An 18,384-nucleotide genomic window follows, 5' to 3' on the forward strand; every position below is an offset into this window, starting at 1 on the left:
AAGCACGCAAAATTTTTCCTTGTGTACGTTTGCGCTGCCGGATTCGTCGCGTTTTCAATCTGACAATCTCCCCCTGTCGGAATCGACAGGATCGCGGCGCGGCGGGGCTGCGCGGCCGGCCGCCGCAACTCGTTTATGATGGCAGGCACCTCCGCTTCGCCCGCCTCTTCGATGACGTCCGACCGGCCCGCCGACTCCCACGCTCCCGCCTCCCCGCCCGCCGATGACTGGCAGGACGACGGCGGCTACGCGTCCGGCGCACCCGAACATGATTTCGCGGTCCGCCGCGTGACGCTGATCGTGCTGCTGGTCGCGGCGATCGTGCTGCCGTGCATCTACGTGGTGGTGATGGCGTACAACGACCTGAAGACGCGCGAGGCCGCCGCGAGCGACGTGACGATGCGCACCGTGCGGGTCGCCGAGGAACACGCGCTCAAGGTGTTCGACCTGAGCGAGACGCTCGACGCGCGCATCGTCGACCTCGTGCAGGACATGGACGACGCCGCCGTGCGCGACAAGGAGTCCGACATCCACGAAGCGCTGAACACGATCGGCGGCGGCTATCCGCAGGTGGCCGCCGTGTCGATCTTCGGCGCGAGCGGGATGCTGCTCGCCAACAGCCTCTACTACCCGGCGCCGTACGCGTCGATCGCGAACCGCGACGACTTCGCGGGCATCCGCGACGGCAAGGTCATCGAACACATCTCGCGGCTGATGATGGGTCCGCTCAAGCTCGAGAACATTCCGGTGTTCAACACGGGCGTCGCGCGCCGTCATAGCGACGGTTCGTTCGCCGGGATGGTGTCGATCGCGCTGAAGTCGTCGTATTTCAATGCGTTCTATCGCGACCTGCTCGGCGGCGCGAGCACGCCGATGACGATGGCGCTCGCACGCTCGGACGGCGCCGTGATCGCATCGTATCCGCCGCCGCCGTCGCTCGCGCACACCGATCGCTCGGTCACGTTCGGCGACACGCGCAACGATCCGCGCGCGGGCGTCGTGCGCGTGCGCCACGATGGCGCGAGCAGCGAGATCGTCGCGTACCGCCAGGTCGGCAGCTATCCCGTATACGTGACCTGCGCGTACCGCACGTCGGCGATCTGGCATGAATGGTACGAACACCTGAGCGTGCTGTTCATCTCGATGTTCGCACCGTCGATCGCGCTGTGGTCGGTGATCTGGCTGTCGCTCAAGCGGTTGAAGGCGGAAGAGGAGGCATGGGATCGCTGGCAGGCCGAAGCATCGATGCGGCGTTCGATCGAGTCGGCATACCGGCAGTCGCGCAAGATGCAGGCGCTCGGCAACCTCGTGGGCAGCGTCGCGCACGACTTCAACAACCTGCTGATGATCATCTCGAGCAACGTGCAGATCGCGCGGCGGCGCGGTGTCCAGCATCTCGACAAGGAACTCGGCGCGATCGAGCGCGCGCTGAAGAACGGGCAATCGCTCACGCGCCAGCTGCTCGGCGTCGCGCGCAAGCAGCCGCTGCACAACGAGACGATCGATGTCGGCCAATGGCTCGGCACGTGCCGCGAACTGCTGAAGACGTCGCTCGGTTCGAAGTCGTCGCTGGTCGTCGCGATCGAGCCCGGCGTCTGGCCGATCCGTGTCGACGTCGCGGAACTCGAGCTCGCGGTGATCAACCTCGCCGTCAACGCACGCGACGCCATGGCGGCCGGCGGGCGCTTCACGGTCGGCGCGCGCAACGTGACGCTGCGTCGCGAGGACGGCTTCCCGCTGACCGGCGACTTCGTGCAGATCTCGCTCGACGATACGGGTTCGGGCATGGCGCCCGACGTGCTCGCGCGCGCCTTCGAGCCGCTGTTCACGACCAAGGCGCCGGGGATGGGGACGGGGCTCGGCCTGCCGCAGGTGTTCGCGTTCTGCGAGCGCTCGGGCGGCCTGGCGACGATCGACAGCGCGGTCGGCGCCGGCACGTCGGTGCGCCTCTATCTGCCGCGCGCACGCGCCGAGGACGTCGTCGCGCGGCCGCAGGCCGTCGCGCACGATGCCGGTTCGGGCACGCTCGCCGGCCTGCACGTGCTGCTCGTCGAGGACAACAGCGAGGTCGCGGCCGGCACGGAAGCGCTGCTGTCGCTGCTCGGGCACCGCGTGACCTATGCGCCCACCGCCGACGACGCGTTGCGCCTGATCGAAGGCGCGGCCGCGAACGACGCGTTCGACCTCGTGATTTCGGATATCCACATGCCGGGCCGCCTGAACGGCATCGACCTCGCGGAAGCGGTCGACAAGCGGCCGGGGAAGTTGCCCGTGATTCTCGTCACGGGTTATGCGGAGGAACTCGACCGCACGCGCACCGTCAACGTCCGCGTGCTGTCGAAGCCGTTCGACATCGCGCTGCTCGACGAAATCCTGCTGGGCATCCGCGAGGCGCGCGACGCACGGCACGCCGGCGCGTGACCCGCTGCATGCGGGCCGGCGCCGGCGGCGGGGCGGGCGTGACGCTCAGGCCGATTTGAGCAGGCGCACCCAGCCCGCGTAGCGATCGACGAAGCCCTGCAGGAACTTGCGGGTGTCCTCGCTGACGATCTGGCCTTGATCGTCGATACGAGCGGGATCGTGCTTGATGAACATCTCGGGCTGACCGAGCGTCTTCACGTCGAGGTACGCGAGCACGTTGCGCAGGTGCTGCTGCGCGAGCGCGGTGCCCGCGGCGCCCGGCGACGTGCCGAGCACCGCACCCGGCTTGCCCGACCACGAGTTGGAACCCCACGGGCGCGAGCCCCAGTCGAGCGCATTCTTCAGCACGCCGGGAATCGACCGGTTGTATTCGGGCGTGACGAACAGCAGCGCGTCGGCGGCTTCGATCGACTGCTTGAAGCGCTTGGCGACGTCCGGGAAATCCGCGTCGTAGTCCTGGCTGTACAGCGGCAGTTCGCCGATCTCGACGAACTCGAACGAAAAATCGGCGGGGACGAGCGAGATCACGGCGTGCGCGAGCGCACGGTTCGTCGAAGTACGGCGCAGGCTGCCGACGACGACCGCAACACGATAGGACATAGCATTCTCCTTCCGGTGAGTGAGGAATCGGATCGATTGCTTCCGAATGGGCGACAAAGGTCTGTTTATAGGCAAGCCAGCCCGCGAGCCGTCCCACGGGGCCGTCCGGCCGACTTTCCACAAGGTTTTCCACAGAAATTGTGGATAACTCGACCGTTATGTTCCGACGTTACAGATTGCCCGCCGCGCGACGCCGTCGACGCGCGAGCCGGGGTTCGGCAAGCATAGCGCAGCCGGCAGGCCGGTTTCGTGAAATCGTGACGGAACATGCGTTGCGGGCAAGCGGCGCGCCCAGTAAGCTGCTCGCACCGCGATGCGCGCGCTCTGTCGCGCAGGCGCGACCGTTTCGACACACTGCAACCCAGACATGCCGTCCGCCTACGACGATCCCGTTTATCTCGCACAACTGCGGCGCGACCTGCTGCGCTTCGCGCGACTCCAGCTCCGCGATGCCGACGCGGCCGAAGACGCCGTGCAGGAGGCACTGACCGCCGCGTGGTCGCACGCGGGCGATTTCGCCGGGCTGTCGGCTCACAAGACGTGGGTGTTCGGTATCCTGCGCAACAAGCTGATCGACGTGCTGCGCGCGCGGCAGCGGACGGTCAATCTGTCCGCGCTCGACGCCGAACTCGACGGCGAATCGGTGCTCGACCGCGAACTGTTCAAGGAAAACGGGCACTGGGCCGCGCATGCGAAGCCGCGACCGTGGCCGAAGCCCGAGACGCTGTTGCAGCAGCAGCAGTTCTGGACGCTGTTCCAGGCCTGTCTCGACCACCTTCCGGAACAGATCGGGCGCGTGTTCATGATGCGGGAGTTCCTCGACGTCGAGATCACGGACATCTGCAGCGAATTGACGCTGACGACGAATCATTGCAGCGTGCTGCTGTATCGGGCGCGCACGCGCCTGCGAACCTGCCTGAGCGAAAAAGGGATGACGACCGAAGATGCTGCCGGGGAAATGTACTGACATCACGCGACTGCTGTCGGATGCGCTCGATCGGCATCTGACACTGCACGAGCGACTGCAGGTGCGCGTGCATCTGCCGACCTGCAGCGGATGCAGGGCCTATCGCGGACAGATTTCGCTGTTGCGGACGGCCGCGAAAGCGGCGGCGGGGCGGGCGCCGGACGATGACGGTGCGCCGTCCGGTGAACGCTAGGATCCGGTTCGTCGTGTTGCCGCCGTCGTCCGTCGCGTCGCGGACGGCCGATGGCCCGGCGATCGCGTCGGCGTCGGATGCCGGTGCGAACGTCGGGCTGATGCAATAAGAAAAATACGCCGGGCAATAATTATTCGAACAGCGCCTTCACCGATTCGGGCGGCCGGCCGATGGCCGCCTTGCCGCGGTACACGACGATGGGCCGCTGCAGCAGAATCGGGTGCGCGGCAATCGCGGCATAGGCTTCGGCGTCGGTGAGATCCGCGCGAGCCAGATTCAGCGCCTTGTACGGCTCCTCGCCATCGCGCAGCATGTCGCGAACGGGGCGGCCGAGCTGCCGATGCAGCGTTTCCAGTTCCTCGACCGTCGGCGGCGTCTTCAGGTACTCGACGACGTTCAGCGGCGTGCCGGCGGCATGCAGCGACTCGACCAACGCAAGCGTCTCGCGCGACTTCGAGCATCGGGGGTTGTGGTAGATCGTGATCATCATTCAGGCCTGGATGGTAGAGCCCGGTATTGTAGCCAGTCTGTGCCGGGGGCCCCGAAGGTGGTCAGGGGGCGATCGCGAGTGGGCTTGTGTATCGCCGCGGCGATCGGACAGGTGGCACCTCGTCGATGCGAGCCGCGAGAGGGGTGTGCTATCCGGAGAAACTTGAGTCCAAGAATGGATGTGTTTATGCGCATAAAGTCGGGCAGCGTGCGATCGCGGGATGAGGCGCGGAATCTGCGAGCCAATGCATCGTGGTTCCCTTTGCATTGAGAGAGGGGGCGGGGAATGGCGTGAGCCGCTTGGTTTATGCGCATAAATTCCGGTCGCCGGAGGAGGTGCGTCGCGATTCACGGCGTGGTTGCATGTCGATACTCCACGGCCTCGATGGACCGCCGAATCGATATGCGGCTTGGCCACGGCATCATCGCGCATCGGATTCAGGCGGAGACCGCGCGTGGCCCGTCGTTCATCGCCATCGAGCGTCACCGGTTTATGCGCATAAACGCGTCGCGCCTGAACAGGCCGTCGCATCGATGCCCACGCGCTCAAACCACACGCACCATTAAAGCCACATGCTTGGTCAGGGTACGCCGCTCACGACCCTCGCTCGCGAACGACAGCCCATTTGGCCTCGATGTTGATCCGCTCGATCCCCGCCGAGTTTATGCGCACAAACTCCCCGACTCTCTGGCAAGCGTCCCCCCATCCATCGAAAGGGCAGTGCTTCGGGACATCGTAGAGCGCGCCCACTCATCTCGCCGACATCGATCGCCGCGACACATCCATCGAGTAGTCCATCGACATCGCCAGGCCTCCGCCACACGATCCGATCGAGCCATCGATCTCCTCCGTCCCGTTTATGCGCATAAACCGATAGCCCGAATGGCTAATGCGTAGTTGTCGAACGACAATTTCATTGAAATTCAAATATCGTCCTGTAGAATTCCAACGACCAAAACAGGAGTGAAAATTGGCCGCGGAAATCATTGCAGTCACTCAACAAAAAGGTGGCGTCGGCAAAAGCACGATTGCCATGCACCTCGGCGCCGCGTTCCATGAAAAAGGGAAACGCGTCCTCGTCATCGACGCAGACCGTCAAAACACGCTGGTTCACTGGTCGAGCGCATCCGGCGACAGCGACGACGGCATCCCGTTTCCGGTCGTCAACCTCGCCGAAGCCGACGGCCAGATCCATCGCGAGATCAAGAAGTTCATCAACGACTACGACATCATCGTCGTGGACTGCCCACCGTCGATCACCGAGAAGGTGTCCGGTGTCGTCCTGCTCGCCGCATCGATTGCCGTGATCCCGACTTCGTCGTCGCCGGCCGACTACTGGTCGAGCGTCGGGCTGGTCAAGCTGATCCAGCAGGCGCAGGTCATGAACGAAGACCTCCGCGCGGTCTTCCTGCTGAACAAGACCGAAGAGAAGCGCATGCTGACCCGCGAGCTCAAGCGCGCGCTCGAGGAACTCGGCTTCCCGTTGCTGAAAACGCAGATCCCGACCCGGGAAGCGTACAAGCAGGCGATGGCGCTCGGTCAGACCGTGCTGCAGATGAACGATCGCGGCGGCAAGCTGGCCGCCGCCGAAATTCGCGCATGTGCCGACGAAATCGTCGCCATGCTGCCCTGACTTTATGCGCATAAAGGAGTCACATGAAACCTTCCCAATTTGCCAAAGGATTCCAAGCGCGCCCGGATATCACGACGAGCGAGAAGCGCACCGCGCTTGATCGGCTCAATGCGATCGACGGCATCGTCAAATCCGAGACGCCCACGCCGACGCCGACCAAATCCGCAAAGAAAGACATCGCTTCGCCGCCTGCTCCGGAATTCACGATCGATCCGTCGATCGACGAGTCGCCGCAATATCGTGCGTGGCGCCTCGAGAATCGTTACGCACCGGGCCAGGTGATCGAGCTGTCGCTGAAGGCGATCAAGCACAGCCCGTTCAACCCGCGGCACTTCTATCTGAAGGCGTCGATTGCCGAACTCGCGGTCAACCTCGCGAAGCAGGGGCAACAGCAGGCGATCCACGTGATTCCGGATTACGACAATCCGGGCACGTATTTCGTCAGCGACGGCGGTCGCCGCGTGCGGGCGCTGAAGGAAGCGAACAAGGAGTCGGTCAAGGCGATCGTGATCGACGTGCCGATCGGCATCCAGAGCTACAAGCTCGGCTACGACCTCAACGTCCAGCGCGATTCGCAGACGGTGTTCGACAACGCCGTCGTGTGGCGCCGCTTCCTCGACGACAAGCATTTCCAGAGCCAGAAGGAGCTCTCCGAGCACCTCGGGCTCGACGAGTCGACGGTGGCCGTTGCGCTGTCGATCGGCAAGCTGCCGGAAGCGATCATGCAGGAAATGGTCGCGCGTCCCGACCGCTTCGGTTCGAACATGGCGTATCAGGTCGGCCGCTATCACAATGCGCGCGGGACCGAGGCGACGCTGCGGCTGATCAACAAGATCGTGTCGGACGATCTCAGCACGCGCCAAGTGTCGGACATCGTCAAGGGCCGCGTCGCGGCGCAGGAAACGCCGAAGGCCGCGGGCCGCCAGCGCTATGCGCAGCGTCTAGAGATCAAGCTCGGCGGCAAGTCGGTTGGCGACCTGAAGTCGTATGGCGAGGATCGCATCGAGTTGCGCCTGCGCGGCCTCCCGAAGGACAAGCGCGACGCGATTCTCGAGCAGCTCGAACGGATGCTGTTGTCGGAGTGATGGAAACGGCCGGCAGGGCCTGGTGAGGACGCCGGGCCCGCCCGATCGAGGGGCGGGGCCGGCGGCGGCCCGTCAGCGGGCCTGAGCGGGCCTGAGCGGGCCTGAGCGGGCCTCAGGCGGCCCGCGACTGGTTCAGCGTGAACGACAGCAGGTCGCCGTCCGTCGGCTCGCCCCAGGTCTTCTGGGCCAGCCAGTCGAAAAAGGCCGTCTCGGCCAGCTTGGAATCGAGGCCGCGCTTGCGCCAGTCGTCGCGCAGATGCGAGCCCATCGTCGGCAGCGCCTCCGCTTCGAACGATTCGCGCGCCACTTCGCGTTCCGCGTCGCCCTGCTCTTCGTACAACACCTTCGCTTCCTTGCGGCGGAACGCCGAGAACTCGCTCAGCAGGCGCGCCTTCAGGTCGTCAGGCTGGGCCGCCGCGACCTTCGCGGACGGCGTGCCGGCCGGCAGCGCATCGACCGACTCGACCGGCGGCGCATAACCCTTCTTCAGCGCATCCTTGAACAACGCCGGCGCGCTGCGCACCGGCGGCAGCGTCGTGCTGCGCATCCGCTGTTCGGTCATCTGCAGTGCGGCGCGAATCCGATTCTCCTCGCTGTCCGCATAGAGCGTCTGCGCTTCCTTCAGCGGGATTCCGAGCTTCACCATCCGGTCGACCAGCGTGCTGTCGAACACGTTCGGGTGTTCGTCGAGCGCGAGCATCGGCTGCTTGCGCTCGGTCACGCGGAACTGGATCTCGGCCACCCGGCGTCCTTCGCGGTGCTCGATCAGCTCGACGAAGATGTTGGTGACCGCGTTGACTTCCGCGATCGCGGGGCGCAGGTAGTCGCGCTTGAAGTACTTGTACTCGCGCTTCGCCTCGTCGCCGGCTTCCGTATCGGGCGTACCCGACAGGATCGGCCGCCACCATTCCCACGGCTCGCGCATCGTCAGGTGGCTCGGGTTCGTCAGGTAGCGCACGCAGATCTCGTACAGTGCGAGACCCGCGCTGCTGCGCAGCTGGCTCTGGAACTGCAGGCTCAGGCGCGCGTACTGGACCGGGTCGAGCAGTTTCTTCTTGATCTTCGGCGCGAACGAGAATTCGACCCACACGCGGCGGGTCGTCGGATCCTCGAGAATTTCGGCGTCGGCGATCAGCGTCGAGATCCCCCACTTGCGGCCAGGCTTCTGGCTCGACGTCCCCGTGCTCCATTCGACCTGCACCGACACCATGCGACGCAGGTGTTCCTTCACCAGTGCGGTGTCGTTCGAATCGAAAGCGGAGTTGGCAACGATGTCCGACAGCAGCGCGCGGTAGGTATCGCCCGAGTCGTCGGCCTGCTGCGCGACGGCCAGCAGGACATTGAACAGCTTGCGAGTGAGGAGCGTGATCTTGCCGCTTTTCGGCTGAATGGCAATCGCCTCGACGGCCTTGCGCAATTCGGCGGAACTGGCACTCACCACATCCACATCGGTTTTCTTGGCGCGCTTCGTCGTGGCCATACGTCGGGTCGGAGGTGAAGTTTCCCGGAAGGATAGCGCCTGCGGTGATGTGCGTCCAGAACGACATGCTCACCATAGCCGGTGAAGCACGCGTGCAAAACAGCACTCACCCCAGTGACTCCCGAAAACCCTCACCGGTCCGTCATTGCGGCGTTCCGGACTCTTCCAGACGTGCCGCGGGATGCGCGGATTCACAGAATTTCACCTGTGCTCGACACGTGCGGAATTCGCTCCCGTATCAGCTCACCTTTCGATTTGTCGTAATTTTGCGACTTCACGGCCGGGGGTTCGGCACAGGGTTGCGATTGCCTTGCACCCTGCGTTCCGGATCGCCTCGCGGCGGCCTGTATGCATGTACAGGCGCGGCTCGCGGGAAGATCGGAATCGGGTCCGGCGTTCGACACGGCGCCGTCGAAACCGGCTCGTGCGGCCCGATCGGGCCTGATTTGCAGGTCCGGGCGCGCATTGTACAGCGGCCCAATCGGATCAGGTCCCGAAAATACTCACCTTGAGCACAGCTTGTTCTTTTACCTGGATGCCGACGAAGGCCCGACTCACGCGGGATTGACCGGTACCGCCTCCCGAAAACGCTCACCTTGCCGAAAAAAGGCTGTGCGTCGACAGGCACGGGAATGGCTCCCGAAAAACCTCACCGTAACCACCGCGGTATCAAAAACCTCAATGCGTTCCGATACTTATGCACAGAAGGCATTTGGCTGTGCGCGGTAGATGTCCCCCGAAAAACCTCACCTTTCGGCGGGAATCCTTCATACGACGACCCTGGGTCCGCCCCCGAAAAATCTCACCTGTGCCAAAAAGTGGCACAGCAAAAACGAGATTTCTTCCAGTCCTGGCGGGCTTTTCGGCGAATTCGGCCCCTCAAGGGTCCCGAAAAGCCTCACCTTTGCCCATTTTTCGGGCAAATTCCATTCCCGAAAAGTCTCACCTGTGAGCGAGCGCACAGCCTGTGATCCATGCCCCGAAAAAGCTCACCTCAGCGGGATCAGGGCAGGAAAACCCGGATTTCCCTCCCGAAAAACCTCACCTTTAGGGCATCACGGGCCCCTGAACGCACTTTTGCTGTGCAAAATGGCGCTCGGTTCCCGGAAATCCTCACAGCAAAATCTCGCGGAGTCCCGTGAAACCTCACCTTTCGCCCAAACTGCCTAAAAGATGGGCAGAATCGGGGCGCAAAGAAGGTCCCGCAAATTCTCACCTGTGTCTGCACAGGCAGAAAACTGTGCAGTCAGGCAGCGCGCGGGTTCTGTGGCTGTGCGGCCCCGAAAACGCTCACCTTTGGGAAATCTCGTGTTTCACTGTGATCCCGAATCCGCTCACGTCCTTTCCTGCAACGGCTCACGCTGCTCCCTGAACCCCATCACGTCAGCTCCCGCAGACGATCACCTTGGCTCCCGTAAAACTTCACCTTGTCGGCTGGAAAGCCTTGCTACATAAGGCTGTGCCGTGGCGTTAACGTTTTTAACTAAGGGTTCAAGGGTGTTTACTTCTAATACTCTCAAGACATCGGCTGACGAGTTTTCCACAGACACCCCAACCCCTGAACACCCGCCGGCAAACGGATCCGTCGGATGTGAAACAAATGCCCAAATTCGGGGTCCGCTGGAAAATGCTTGTACAACAAAGACTTGGCTGCTTTTCTTCGCTTTGTTTCACGGAATCCCGAACCACATTCGTCCGGATAGGCTCACAGACCCGCTTTCTGTGCATTACGACGTAAATTCACCACGCCTGCACAAAATTGGTATCAGGAAATACGTATTTCGTTATGATTGCCACACTTCAACGTTTGTGAGCCTGGTCATGACCCTGGATGAAATGCGCCAAGTCATTCGCGACGAACTGGAATCGCTGCGTGCCAGCGGTGCACGTCGTCAGGAATTGTCGCTGCATGCATGCAAGCGGTTGTTCTTCGATCTCGGCATCCGGCCATCGGCCGCCAATGTCCGCGATCTCACCCAGACCGGCAGCGCCAGCGACATTCCGAAAGACATCGATCATTTCTGGGAGCGCATCCGTTCCGCGTCCAAGATTCGGCTCGACGGTGCGGCGATCCCGAAGGCCGTCGAGGAAAAAGCCGGTGCATTGCTCGGCGCACTCTATGAAGAAGCGCTGAAAGCCGCGCGCGACAGCCTCGATGGCGATCGTGAACAGGTTCGCGCCGGCATGGCCGACGCCGAACGGCGGTTGCGCGACGCAACCATCCGCCAGCAGACGCTGGAAGAGGCGCTCGCCCGCGGCGAAACCCGGAACGAGCAACTGCAGGCCCGCGTGACCGAACTCGAAGTTCAACTCGTGTCGCAATCGACGCACGGTTCGGCAAGCGAAGCCACGTTGCTCACCACAATCGCCCGACTGGAAAAGGAACTGGCCGCGGCGGCGGCCCGCATCGACACCGAGCAGGCGCAAAACGCTGCGTTGCGCGACCGTATCGATGCATTGCAGGCCGAATTGCAGCAGCGCACCGAGCACTACGCGCAGCAAATCAAGGACGCCGTGGCCGAAGCCGAACGCCGCGTCAAGCCGATGCTGGTCGAGCTGGACTCGTTGCGCAGCATGGCGTCGAGCTATCAGAGCGGGTTACGCGACGTTCAGCGCAAGGAATTCGATTTTCTGCAGCAACTGAGTTCGGCCAAGGCCCGCGCGGACCGGCTCGAAGAACAGCTGCGCACCCAGGGCGATGAGCTGGAACGCGCGACTCGCGACGCGAATGCGCTCCGCGCGAGCCGAGGAATGAATCCGGAAATCGCCGCGCTGATCCGGCGCCTGGCGGATGCCGGGCAGCTGGATGCGGAAGCGTTTTCCGCGATCGGCACGGCACTGGATCAGGACATTCCGGTGCCGGCCGAGTGCCCGCATTGCGACGGGGAGCCCGAGCTGTCACACAGCGAAGAAGGGTTTGAAGTGGCGTGCCCGGAATGCGAACACGCGTCGGGCGCATGGCCGTCCCGGTTCGAAGCCGTCGCGCGTTTTGCGCGTTCCTGACCCGAAGATCGGCAGCGCTTGCACAGGTGAGAGGATCCGGGACGCTTGAGGTGAGGTTTTTCGGGAGCTGTGAAACGGTGAGGCTGCGTCACGCAAGGCTGCTCACGGATCGTGTCGCGTGAGCAGCCGTTTCCGGATCAGTGAGTTTCGTCGCTGTCGGTTGCGTCACCGTTGTGCGCGGCCAGGCCATCGCGCCAGTTTTTCCACGCGCGATGCAGGCGGTTCGACGAGACCGGCCGCATGAAGCCCAGCCATTTACCCACGCGCTCGGGTGGCACATCGTGTTCGAACAGTTCGGCCGCATAGGTATTGCGCAGCGTTTGCGGGCTCGCACGCGCGGTGCGCGATGACGTGAGCCCCGCCGATTCGACGATCGCGTCGATCGCGCGCAGCATCGTCGCCTTGTGCATCGGCCGCCCGGCGTGCGATGCCGGGAACACGAGTTCTCCGGGGATGTCCTGGCGCTTGCGTTCGGTGAGCCATGCCTCGAGCAGCGCGATCGCAAACGACGCCAGATGGGTTTCGCGCGCGTAATCCGGATGCGCCGCCTCGATCCGCAGCGACGTGCCGCTCGTATTGATGCAACTAATCGTAAGTGCCCGCGCTTCGCCGGTCTTGATGCCGGCGCCGAGAAACGCGGCGACGAGCGCCCGGTCGCGCCGTTCTTTCCAGTACGCGGAACCCGATACGCCGATCGGCGAAAACAGATAGGCGAGCAACGTCGCGCGCTCGGCCGGGGTGAGGAAGCCGGTCGGCTCGTTGTCGCGTGCCTTGCGCCAGTTCGCTTCGCCATCCTGAGCAATGAAGCGGGCCGGGTTCGTCGATGCGTATTCGGTGCGCCGGATGTGGTCGAGCACACGCTCGATCAGGCGCAGATAGCGCATGCGCTGCGTTTTCCTGATCGGCAGCTCGCCGACGAAGTTGGCGATGGTTGCCGTGTCGACCGTTGCCAGATTCTTTTGATGTGCACGCATCCACGTGAGAAAGGCGCCCCATTGCGCGCGATAGACGTCGGCCGACGAGCGACGATAGTCCTGCATCGCAAGCCATGCGTCGAACGCGGCTTCGGGCGAGACGATCCAGTCGGATGCACCGCGGTCGAACAGATCCGGTTCTTCCGGGCGTGTGGCGGTGCCGGGCGAGGTGGGAAGGGACATGGTATTTATTCCGTTAGTTGCGTATATGGTAGCCCTTTCCGCAACGTCTCGGGCAGCGGAGGCTGGACCGGCCGCCGTGCCCAACGGCCGGGGCTCGGCCATCAGTCGCCCCACGCCTTGGACGGACGATGAGCACGCTCGCGAGGCGCCGTGTCGTGCGACGCGGCCGCGGCCGCGGCTTCATACGCGAGGACCGCGAACGAAAAGACGGCGGGCAGCGCATTCGAGCGCCCGAAGTCGATGGGGTCGTCCGTTTCGGGAAACGTCATGTCCGACGGTCGTTCGAACAGTTGACGCATGCCGGCTTCGTGCCGGCTGGCAAAGCCGAGGTCGGCGAGCGCCTCGGCTTCGATCGCGTGCAGCAGGCGCCACGTGAGCGGCACGCGCTGGCGGATGTAGCGCCCGGCAATATGTCGGACGATCAGTTCGAGATCGTGCGCGGCAGCCTTGAAGCTGAGCGCGGCCAAATCTTGTTCTTCTGTCATTGCAGGCTCCTGTCGACCGGGGCGGGCGCCTCGGTGCGCCGGCTCCGGCCCGTGCATGGCGGAATGTCCGTATACTGTACAAACATACAGTATTTTCCGCAACTGGCCTGCATGGCCTGTTGGCCAGCTATCCGTGCCGTCAGCGATGGATCACGATCAGCAGTGCCCGCGCTTCGGCCTTGCCGGGGTTGCGGATCGCGTGCGGCTCGTCGGCCGGGTAGCGTGCGGTGTCGCCCACTTTCAGGCGCCGGCTGGCCGCGGCGGCTTCGATTTCCATCGCGCCCTGCAGCACGGTGAGGTGCTCGCGCGTGCCGGGTTCGTGTGCGTTCGATACCAATGCACCGCCGCCCGGCAGCGTCAGTTCGTACCACTCGAACTTGCCGGCGAGGTCGATCGGGCCCCATACGCGCAGCTGGTACCGGCCGTCGTGGCCGGCGAGCGTCGGAATGTCGTGCGGGCCGTCCACACGGATCGTCTCGGGCGCCTTCGGCTGCGAGAACAATTCGTCGAGCGTGATGCCGAGCGCATTCGTCAGCCGCCACGCGACGGCGATCGTCGGGTTGGCCTTGTCGCGTTCGATCTCGGAGAGCATCGATTTCGATACGCCGGCCGCGCGCGACAGGTCGTCGAGCGTCAGCTTGCGCTCGTTGCGCAGCCGCTGGATCTGTTCGCCGACACGCGGCGGTGTCGCGGCCGGCGGCTGCGGTGCGGCACCGGCAGGCGTGCGCCGCGATCCGGGGGAACTTGCCATTTGGATTCCGTTCGCTTAGAGTTGTTCGATATTTCGAATTCTAGTTCGGAATATCGGATAAATGCGGTCAACCGAACGACCGACTATAACAGTAGCAGGCCGTTGCGCCGCCGCCACGAGCGGTGCGCTGCGGAATGCGAATCCCTGTCAGGAGCTTTGCGATGCGTGATGCCTTTCTCGCCCAGGTGCGCGGGACGCTCGACCAGATCCGCGCGGACGGTTTTTACAAGACCGAGCGCGAGATCGCGAGTCCCCAGGCGGCGGCCGTGACGCTCGCCGGCGGTGCCGGCGTGCTCAATTTCTGCGCGAACAACTATCTGGGTCTGGCGAACGATCCGCGCCTGATCGATGCGGCGAAGGCCGGCCTCGACCAGGACGGCTTCGGCATGGCATCGGTGCGCTTCATTTGCGGCACGCAAACCGTCCACAAGCAACTGGAACGCGCGCTGGCCGCGTTTCTCGGCACCGAGGACAGCATCCTCTATTCGAGCTGCTTCGACGCGAACGGCGGGCTGTTCGAGACGCTGCTCGACGAGAACGACGCGATCATCAGCGACGAGCTGAACCACGCGAGCATCATCGACGGCATTCGCCTCTGCAAGGCGAAGCGCTTCCGCTACAAGAACAACGACCTGGCCGACCTCGAGGCGAAGCTCAAGGAAGCCGACGCGGCGGGCGCGCGCCACAAGCTGATCGCGACCGACGGCGTGTTCTCGATGGACGGCATCATCGCCGACCTGAAAGGCATCTGCGATCTCGCCGATCGCTACGGCGCGCTCGTGATGGTCGACGATTCGCACGCGGTCGGCTTCATCGGCGCGCACGGCCGCGGCACGCCCGAGCACTGCGGCGTCGAAGGCCGCGTCGACATCATCACGGGCACGCTCGGCAAGGCGCTCGGCGGCGCATCGGGCGGTTATGTCGCCGCGCGTCGCGAGGTGATCGAACTGCTGCGCCAGCGCTCGCGTCCGTACCTGTTCTCGAACACGCTCACACCGAGCATTGCCGCGGCATCGCTGAGGGTGCTGGAACTGCTCGGCAGCGACGAAGGCGCGAAGCTGCGCGCGCGCGTGCGCGAGAACGGCGTGCGTTTCCGCCAGCAGATGACCGAAGCGGGCTTCACGCTCGTCCCCGGCGCGCATCCGATCATCCCGGTGATGCTCGGCGACGCGCAGCTCGCGACGAACATGGCCGACAAGTTGCTCGGTGAAGGCGTCTACGTGATCGGCTTTTCGTTCCCGGTCGTGCCGCGTGGCCGCGCGCGCATCCGTACGCAGATGAGCGCCGCGCATACGCCCGAGCAGATCGACCAGACGGTCGCCGCGTTCGTGCGCGTCGGCCAGTCGCTCGGCATCATCTGACGGAGGCGCGACCATGAAAGCACTGGCAAAGCTCGAACGCGGCCCCGGTCTCACGCTCACGCGCGTGAAGCGTCCGGAAGTCGGCCACAACGACGTGCTGATCAAGATCCGCCGCACGGCGATCTGCGGCACCGATATCCATATCTGGAAGTGGGACGACTGGGCGCAGAAGACGATCCCCGTGCCGATGCACGTCGGTCACGAATACGTCGGGGAGATCGTCGAGATGGGGCAGGAAGTGCGCGGCTTCGCGATCGGCGATCGCGTGTCCGGCGAAGGCCACATCACGTGCGGCTTCTGCCGCAACTGCCGCGCGGGGCGCCGGCATCTGTGCCGCAACACGGTCGGCGTCGGCGTGAACCGCGAAGGCGCGTTCGCCGAGTATCTGGCGATTCCGGCGTTCAACGCGTTCAAGATTCCGCCGGAGATCTCCGACGATCTCGCGTCGATCTTCGATCCGTTCGGCAACGCGACGCATACGGCGCTGTCGTTCAACCTCGTCGGCGAAGACGTGCTGATCACCGGCGCGGGCCCGATCGGCATCATGGCCGTCGCGATCGCGAAGCACGTCGGCGCGCGCAACGTCGTGATCACCGACATCAACGACTACCGGCTGGAACTCGCCCGCAAGATGGGGGCGACGCGTGCGGTCAACGTCGCACGCGAGTCGCTGCGCGACGTGATGGCCGACCTGCACATGACCGAAGGCTTCGACGTCGGTCTCGAGATGTCGGGTGTGCCGAGCGCGTTCACGAGCATGCTCGAGGCGATGAACCACGGCGGCAAGGTCGCGCTGCTCGGCATCCCGCCCGCGCAGACGGCGATCGACTGGAACCAGGTGATCTTCAAGGGGCTCGAGATCAAGGGCATCTATGGCCGCGAGATGTTCGAGACCTGGTACAAGATGGTCGCGATGCTGCAGAGCGGCCTCGACCTGTCGCCGATCATCACGCATCGCTTCGCGGCCGACGATTACGAGCAAGGCTTCGCCGCGATGCTGTCCGGCGAAAGCGGCAAGGTGATTCTCGACTGGACGGCCTGAGTCGAGTATCGAGACGGGGCAGGGCGGCGCGTTTGCCGCCTGCCCCGCTTTCGTTGACATGCACATGGTCGGCATCGACGTGCGTGATTCAACGCTTGAGGTGAGACTATTCGGGAGCTGTGTTTGCGGGCGCGAATCGCACATCGGTGACTTGCGATTGCCCGTTCGCTTCACCTGTCAGCCTCTGCTTCGCTTCTTCCGTTTACGCCGTTCGGCGCCTGCCCTCCCTTTCCACGTGCTTCCCTGCTTCGCTCGCCGAGGGCTCGTTCGCGATGCGCCGCCTGCGAGGCCGAATCGAATCGCGCCATCAACCGTGAGCCTGCGAACGTCGTTGCGACTCACTCATACGCGTCGCGCACGGCGTTCGACGGTGCGCGGGTCGCTACCTGCTTCCTTCACCCTTCAACCATCGCGGTTCGAGCTGAAGATTCAGCACGACGAGCCAGCGTTTCGGGCATTGCGGCGCAACGTCAACGGGATCGCCGTGTGCACCGGGAACGGTGACGAACCCGTGCTGCGCCGCGTACCGATACGCGCGCAGGGCATCCGCCTGCAGCCAGAAGCTGACGAGCGCGCACGTCACGAAACGGAACAGCAGCACCGTTGCGGCGTCCGGCGCGAAACCGGCCGCGACCAGCAGGCGGTCGAACGCGAACGTCAGCACATGCGCAACCGCGATCGTGACGATCGTCAGCTTCATCACGCCGCGCAGTCGCAGCGCAGCACGCACGCGCGCCTGGCGGACGTCGAGCGGTGCGCGATCGTTGCCGCCGTCGCGTTTCGGCACGTCGTGTTTCATGACGCGGCACCTGCTTGCCGCACGACGACGCGGCCGACGAGCCGCTTCGCATAAGCCGCATGAGCGCGCGCGGGGCGCGCGGATTCCGGTCGCTGCATGATGTCCTTGTGCCCAGACAGGGTGACCGAAGTGTAGTGAGCGTCCCGTATCGCCTTCAAGAAAAAATGTCGTAAACGCGCGCCGTCAGGCCGCGCTTCAGCCCTTTCGCCGACAGGGCTTTTTCACACGGGGGTTGACGATGGAGAACGATCGTTCTACCGTAAACGCATGAACCCATCTCACGACTCCTCCGGCGAACCGGGTGTTCGCGACCGGCTGCTCGACGCGGCCGAAGCGCTGATCTATTCGGGCGGCATCCACGCAACGGGCATCGATGCGATCGTCAAGCGATCCGGCGCGGCACGCAAGAGCGTTTATTCGCATTTCGAATCGAAAGAGGCGCTGGTGGTCGCCGCCCTCGAACGCCGCGACGAGCGCTGGATGCGCTGGTTCGTCGATGCCACGCAGGCACGCGGCAAGGCGCCGCGCGCGCAGCTGCTCGGCATGTTCGACGTGCTGCGCGACTGGTTCGGGCAGCCCGACTTTCACGGCTGCGCGTTCCTGAATACGTCGGGCGAAATCCCCGACGCCGACGATCCCGTGCGTGTCGTCGCGCGCGAGCACAAGGCACGGCTGCTGGCATTCGTGCGCGCGTGCTTCGATGCGTACGCCGACGAAGCCGGCATCGAGCGCCGCGGGCTCGCCCGCCTCGCGCGCCAGTGGCTCGTGCTGATCGACGGCGCGATCGGCGTGGCGCTCGTCAGCGGCGATGCAAACGTCGCGCGCGATGCGCGCGCGACGGCTGAACTGCTGCTCGATACCGTGTCGCGGTAGCCGACGCAGCGAATTCGAACCGGCTGCGTTCGTTCGCGGCCAGA

16 protein-coding genes are annotated in these 18,384 nt (G+C 64.3%); 9 read left to right on the forward strand and 7 right to left on the reverse strand.

The genetic code is table 11. The features are described from left to right. Positions 1-171: 171 nt before the first annotated feature. Positions 172-2,421: a response regulator gene (locus VXM69_RS01900; RefSeq protein ID WP_343727239.1), complete on the forward strand. Its 2,250-nt coding sequence runs from the start codon at positions 172-174 to the stop codon at positions 2,419-2,421. A 45-nt stretch (positions 2,422-2,466) separates the two neighbouring features. On the opposite strand, the gene VXM69_RS01905 is transcribed toward VXM69_RS01900, so the two are convergent. After that, positions 2,467-3,021: an NADPH-dependent FMN reductase gene (locus VXM69_RS01905; RefSeq protein WP_367188896.1), complete on the reverse strand. Its 555-nt coding sequence runs from the start codon at positions 3,019-3,021 to the stop codon at positions 2,467-2,469. 367 nt (positions 3,022-3,388) lie between these two features. Between VXM69_RS01905 and VXM69_RS01910 the strand changes: the two genes are divergently transcribed. Together VXM69_RS01910 and VXM69_RS01915 are read left to right on the forward strand one after the other, a co-directional pair. Next, positions 3,389-3,988: an RNA polymerase factor sigma-70 gene (locus tag VXM69_RS01910; RefSeq protein ID WP_034187554.1), complete on the forward strand. Its 600-nt coding sequence runs from the start codon at positions 3,389-3,391 to the stop codon at positions 3,986-3,988. Continuing rightward, positions 3,966-4,181, forward strand: coding sequence for a zf-HC2 domain-containing protein (locus tag VXM69_RS01915; protein WP_049036026.1), 216 nt, complete (start codon positions 3,966-3,968; stop codon positions 4,179-4,181). The genes VXM69_RS01910 and VXM69_RS01915 overlap by 23 nt, the downstream gene beginning before the upstream one ends. A gap of 130 nt (positions 4,182-4,311) precedes the next feature. Here the strand turns inward: VXM69_RS01915 and arsC are convergent, their stop codons facing one another. Beyond that, positions 4,312-4,668: an arsenate reductase (glutaredoxin) gene (gene arsC, locus VXM69_RS01920; protein ID WP_034187837.1), complete on the reverse strand. Its 357-nt coding sequence runs from the start codon at positions 4,666-4,668 to the stop codon at positions 4,312-4,314. A gap of 973 nt (positions 4,669-5,641) precedes the next feature. On the opposite strand from arsC, the gene parA reads away from it, so the two are divergent. Then, the gene (gene parA / locus VXM69_RS01925; RefSeq protein WP_367188897.1) at positions 5,642-6,304 is read left to right on the forward strand and encodes a ParA family partition ATPase; all 663 of its coding nucleotides are present in this window, start codon (positions 5,642-5,644) and stop codon (positions 6,302-6,304) included. A 23-nt stretch (positions 6,305-6,327) separates the two neighbouring features. Then, entirely contained in the window at positions 6,328-7,389 is a 1,062-nt protein-coding gene (locus VXM69_RS01930) for a ParB/RepB/Spo0J family partition protein (RefSeq protein WP_069705640.1), read from the forward strand. A 112-nt stretch (positions 7,390-7,501) separates the two neighbouring features. Here VXM69_RS01930 and VXM69_RS01935 read toward each other — a convergent pair whose 3' ends face one another. After that, positions 7,502-8,869, reverse strand: coding sequence for a replication initiation protein (locus VXM69_RS01935; RefSeq protein ID WP_034187552.1), 1,368 nt, complete (start codon positions 8,867-8,869; stop codon positions 7,502-7,504). Between the two features lie 1,821 nt (positions 8,870-10,690). Between VXM69_RS01935 and VXM69_RS01940 the strand changes: the two genes are divergently transcribed. After that, complete coding sequence (locus VXM69_RS01940) at positions 10,691-11,872, forward strand: DNA-binding protein (RefSeq protein WP_049036024.1); 1,182 nt, start codon at positions 10,691-10,693, stop codon at positions 11,870-11,872. A 137-nt stretch (positions 11,873-12,009) separates the two neighbouring features. Here VXM69_RS01940 and VXM69_RS01945 read toward each other — a convergent pair whose 3' ends face one another. The 3 genes from VXM69_RS01945 to VXM69_RS01955 form a co-directional block, all read right to left on the reverse strand. Next, positions 12,010-13,029, reverse strand: coding sequence for a tyrosine-type recombinase/integrase (locus VXM69_RS01945; protein ID WP_124670775.1), 1,020 nt, complete (start codon positions 13,027-13,029; stop codon positions 12,010-12,012). Positions 13,030-13,130: 101 nt separating this feature from the next. Next, positions 13,131-13,514 (reverse strand): DUF2471 family protein, encoded by a 384-nt coding sequence (locus VXM69_RS01950; RefSeq protein ID WP_069705638.1) that lies wholly within the window; start codon positions 13,512-13,514, stop codon positions 13,131-13,133. 139 nt (positions 13,515-13,653) lie between these two features. Beyond that, positions 13,654-14,265, reverse strand: a complete 612-nt coding sequence (locus VXM69_RS01955; RefSeq protein WP_034187549.1) for a helix-turn-helix domain-containing protein — start codon at positions 14,263-14,265, stop codon at positions 13,654-13,656. Positions 14,266-14,426: 161 nt separating this feature from the next. Here VXM69_RS01955 and VXM69_RS01960 point away from each other — a divergent pair, with 161 nt between their 5' ends. Both VXM69_RS01960 and tdh read left to right on the forward strand, forming a co-directional pair. Further along, positions 14,427-15,626 carry a glycine C-acetyltransferase gene (locus VXM69_RS01960; RefSeq protein WP_367188898.1) on the forward strand — a complete coding sequence of 400 codons (1,200 nt, stop codon included), beginning with the start codon at positions 14,427-14,429 and terminating at the stop codon, positions 15,624-15,626. A gap of 13 nt (positions 15,627-15,639) precedes the next feature. Then, the gene (gene tdh, locus VXM69_RS01965) at positions 15,640-16,668 is read left to right on the forward strand and encodes an L-threonine 3-dehydrogenase (protein WP_034187547.1); all 1,029 of its coding nucleotides are present in this window, start codon (positions 15,640-15,642) and stop codon (positions 16,666-16,668) included. Positions 16,669-17,050: 382 nt separating this feature from the next. Here the strand turns inward: tdh and VXM69_RS01970 are convergent, their stop codons facing one another. Continuing rightward, positions 17,051-17,467 (reverse strand): hypothetical protein, encoded by a 417-nt coding sequence (locus tag VXM69_RS01970; protein ID WP_124608465.1) that lies wholly within the window; start codon positions 17,465-17,467, stop codon positions 17,051-17,053. Between the two features lie 267 nt (positions 17,468-17,734). Between VXM69_RS01970 and VXM69_RS01975 the strand changes: the two genes are divergently transcribed. After that, the gene (locus tag VXM69_RS01975) at positions 17,735-18,340 is read left to right on the forward strand and encodes a TetR/AcrR family transcriptional regulator (RefSeq protein ID WP_059559282.1); all 606 of its coding nucleotides are present in this window, start codon (positions 17,735-17,737) and stop codon (positions 18,338-18,340) included. Positions 18,341-18,384: the final 44 nt, after the last annotated feature.

The organism is Burkholderia sp. Ed8 (assembly GCF_040761425.1).
Taxonomy (GTDB): Bacteria; Pseudomonadota; Gammaproteobacteria; order Burkholderiales; family Burkholderiaceae; genus Burkholderia; species Burkholderia seminalis.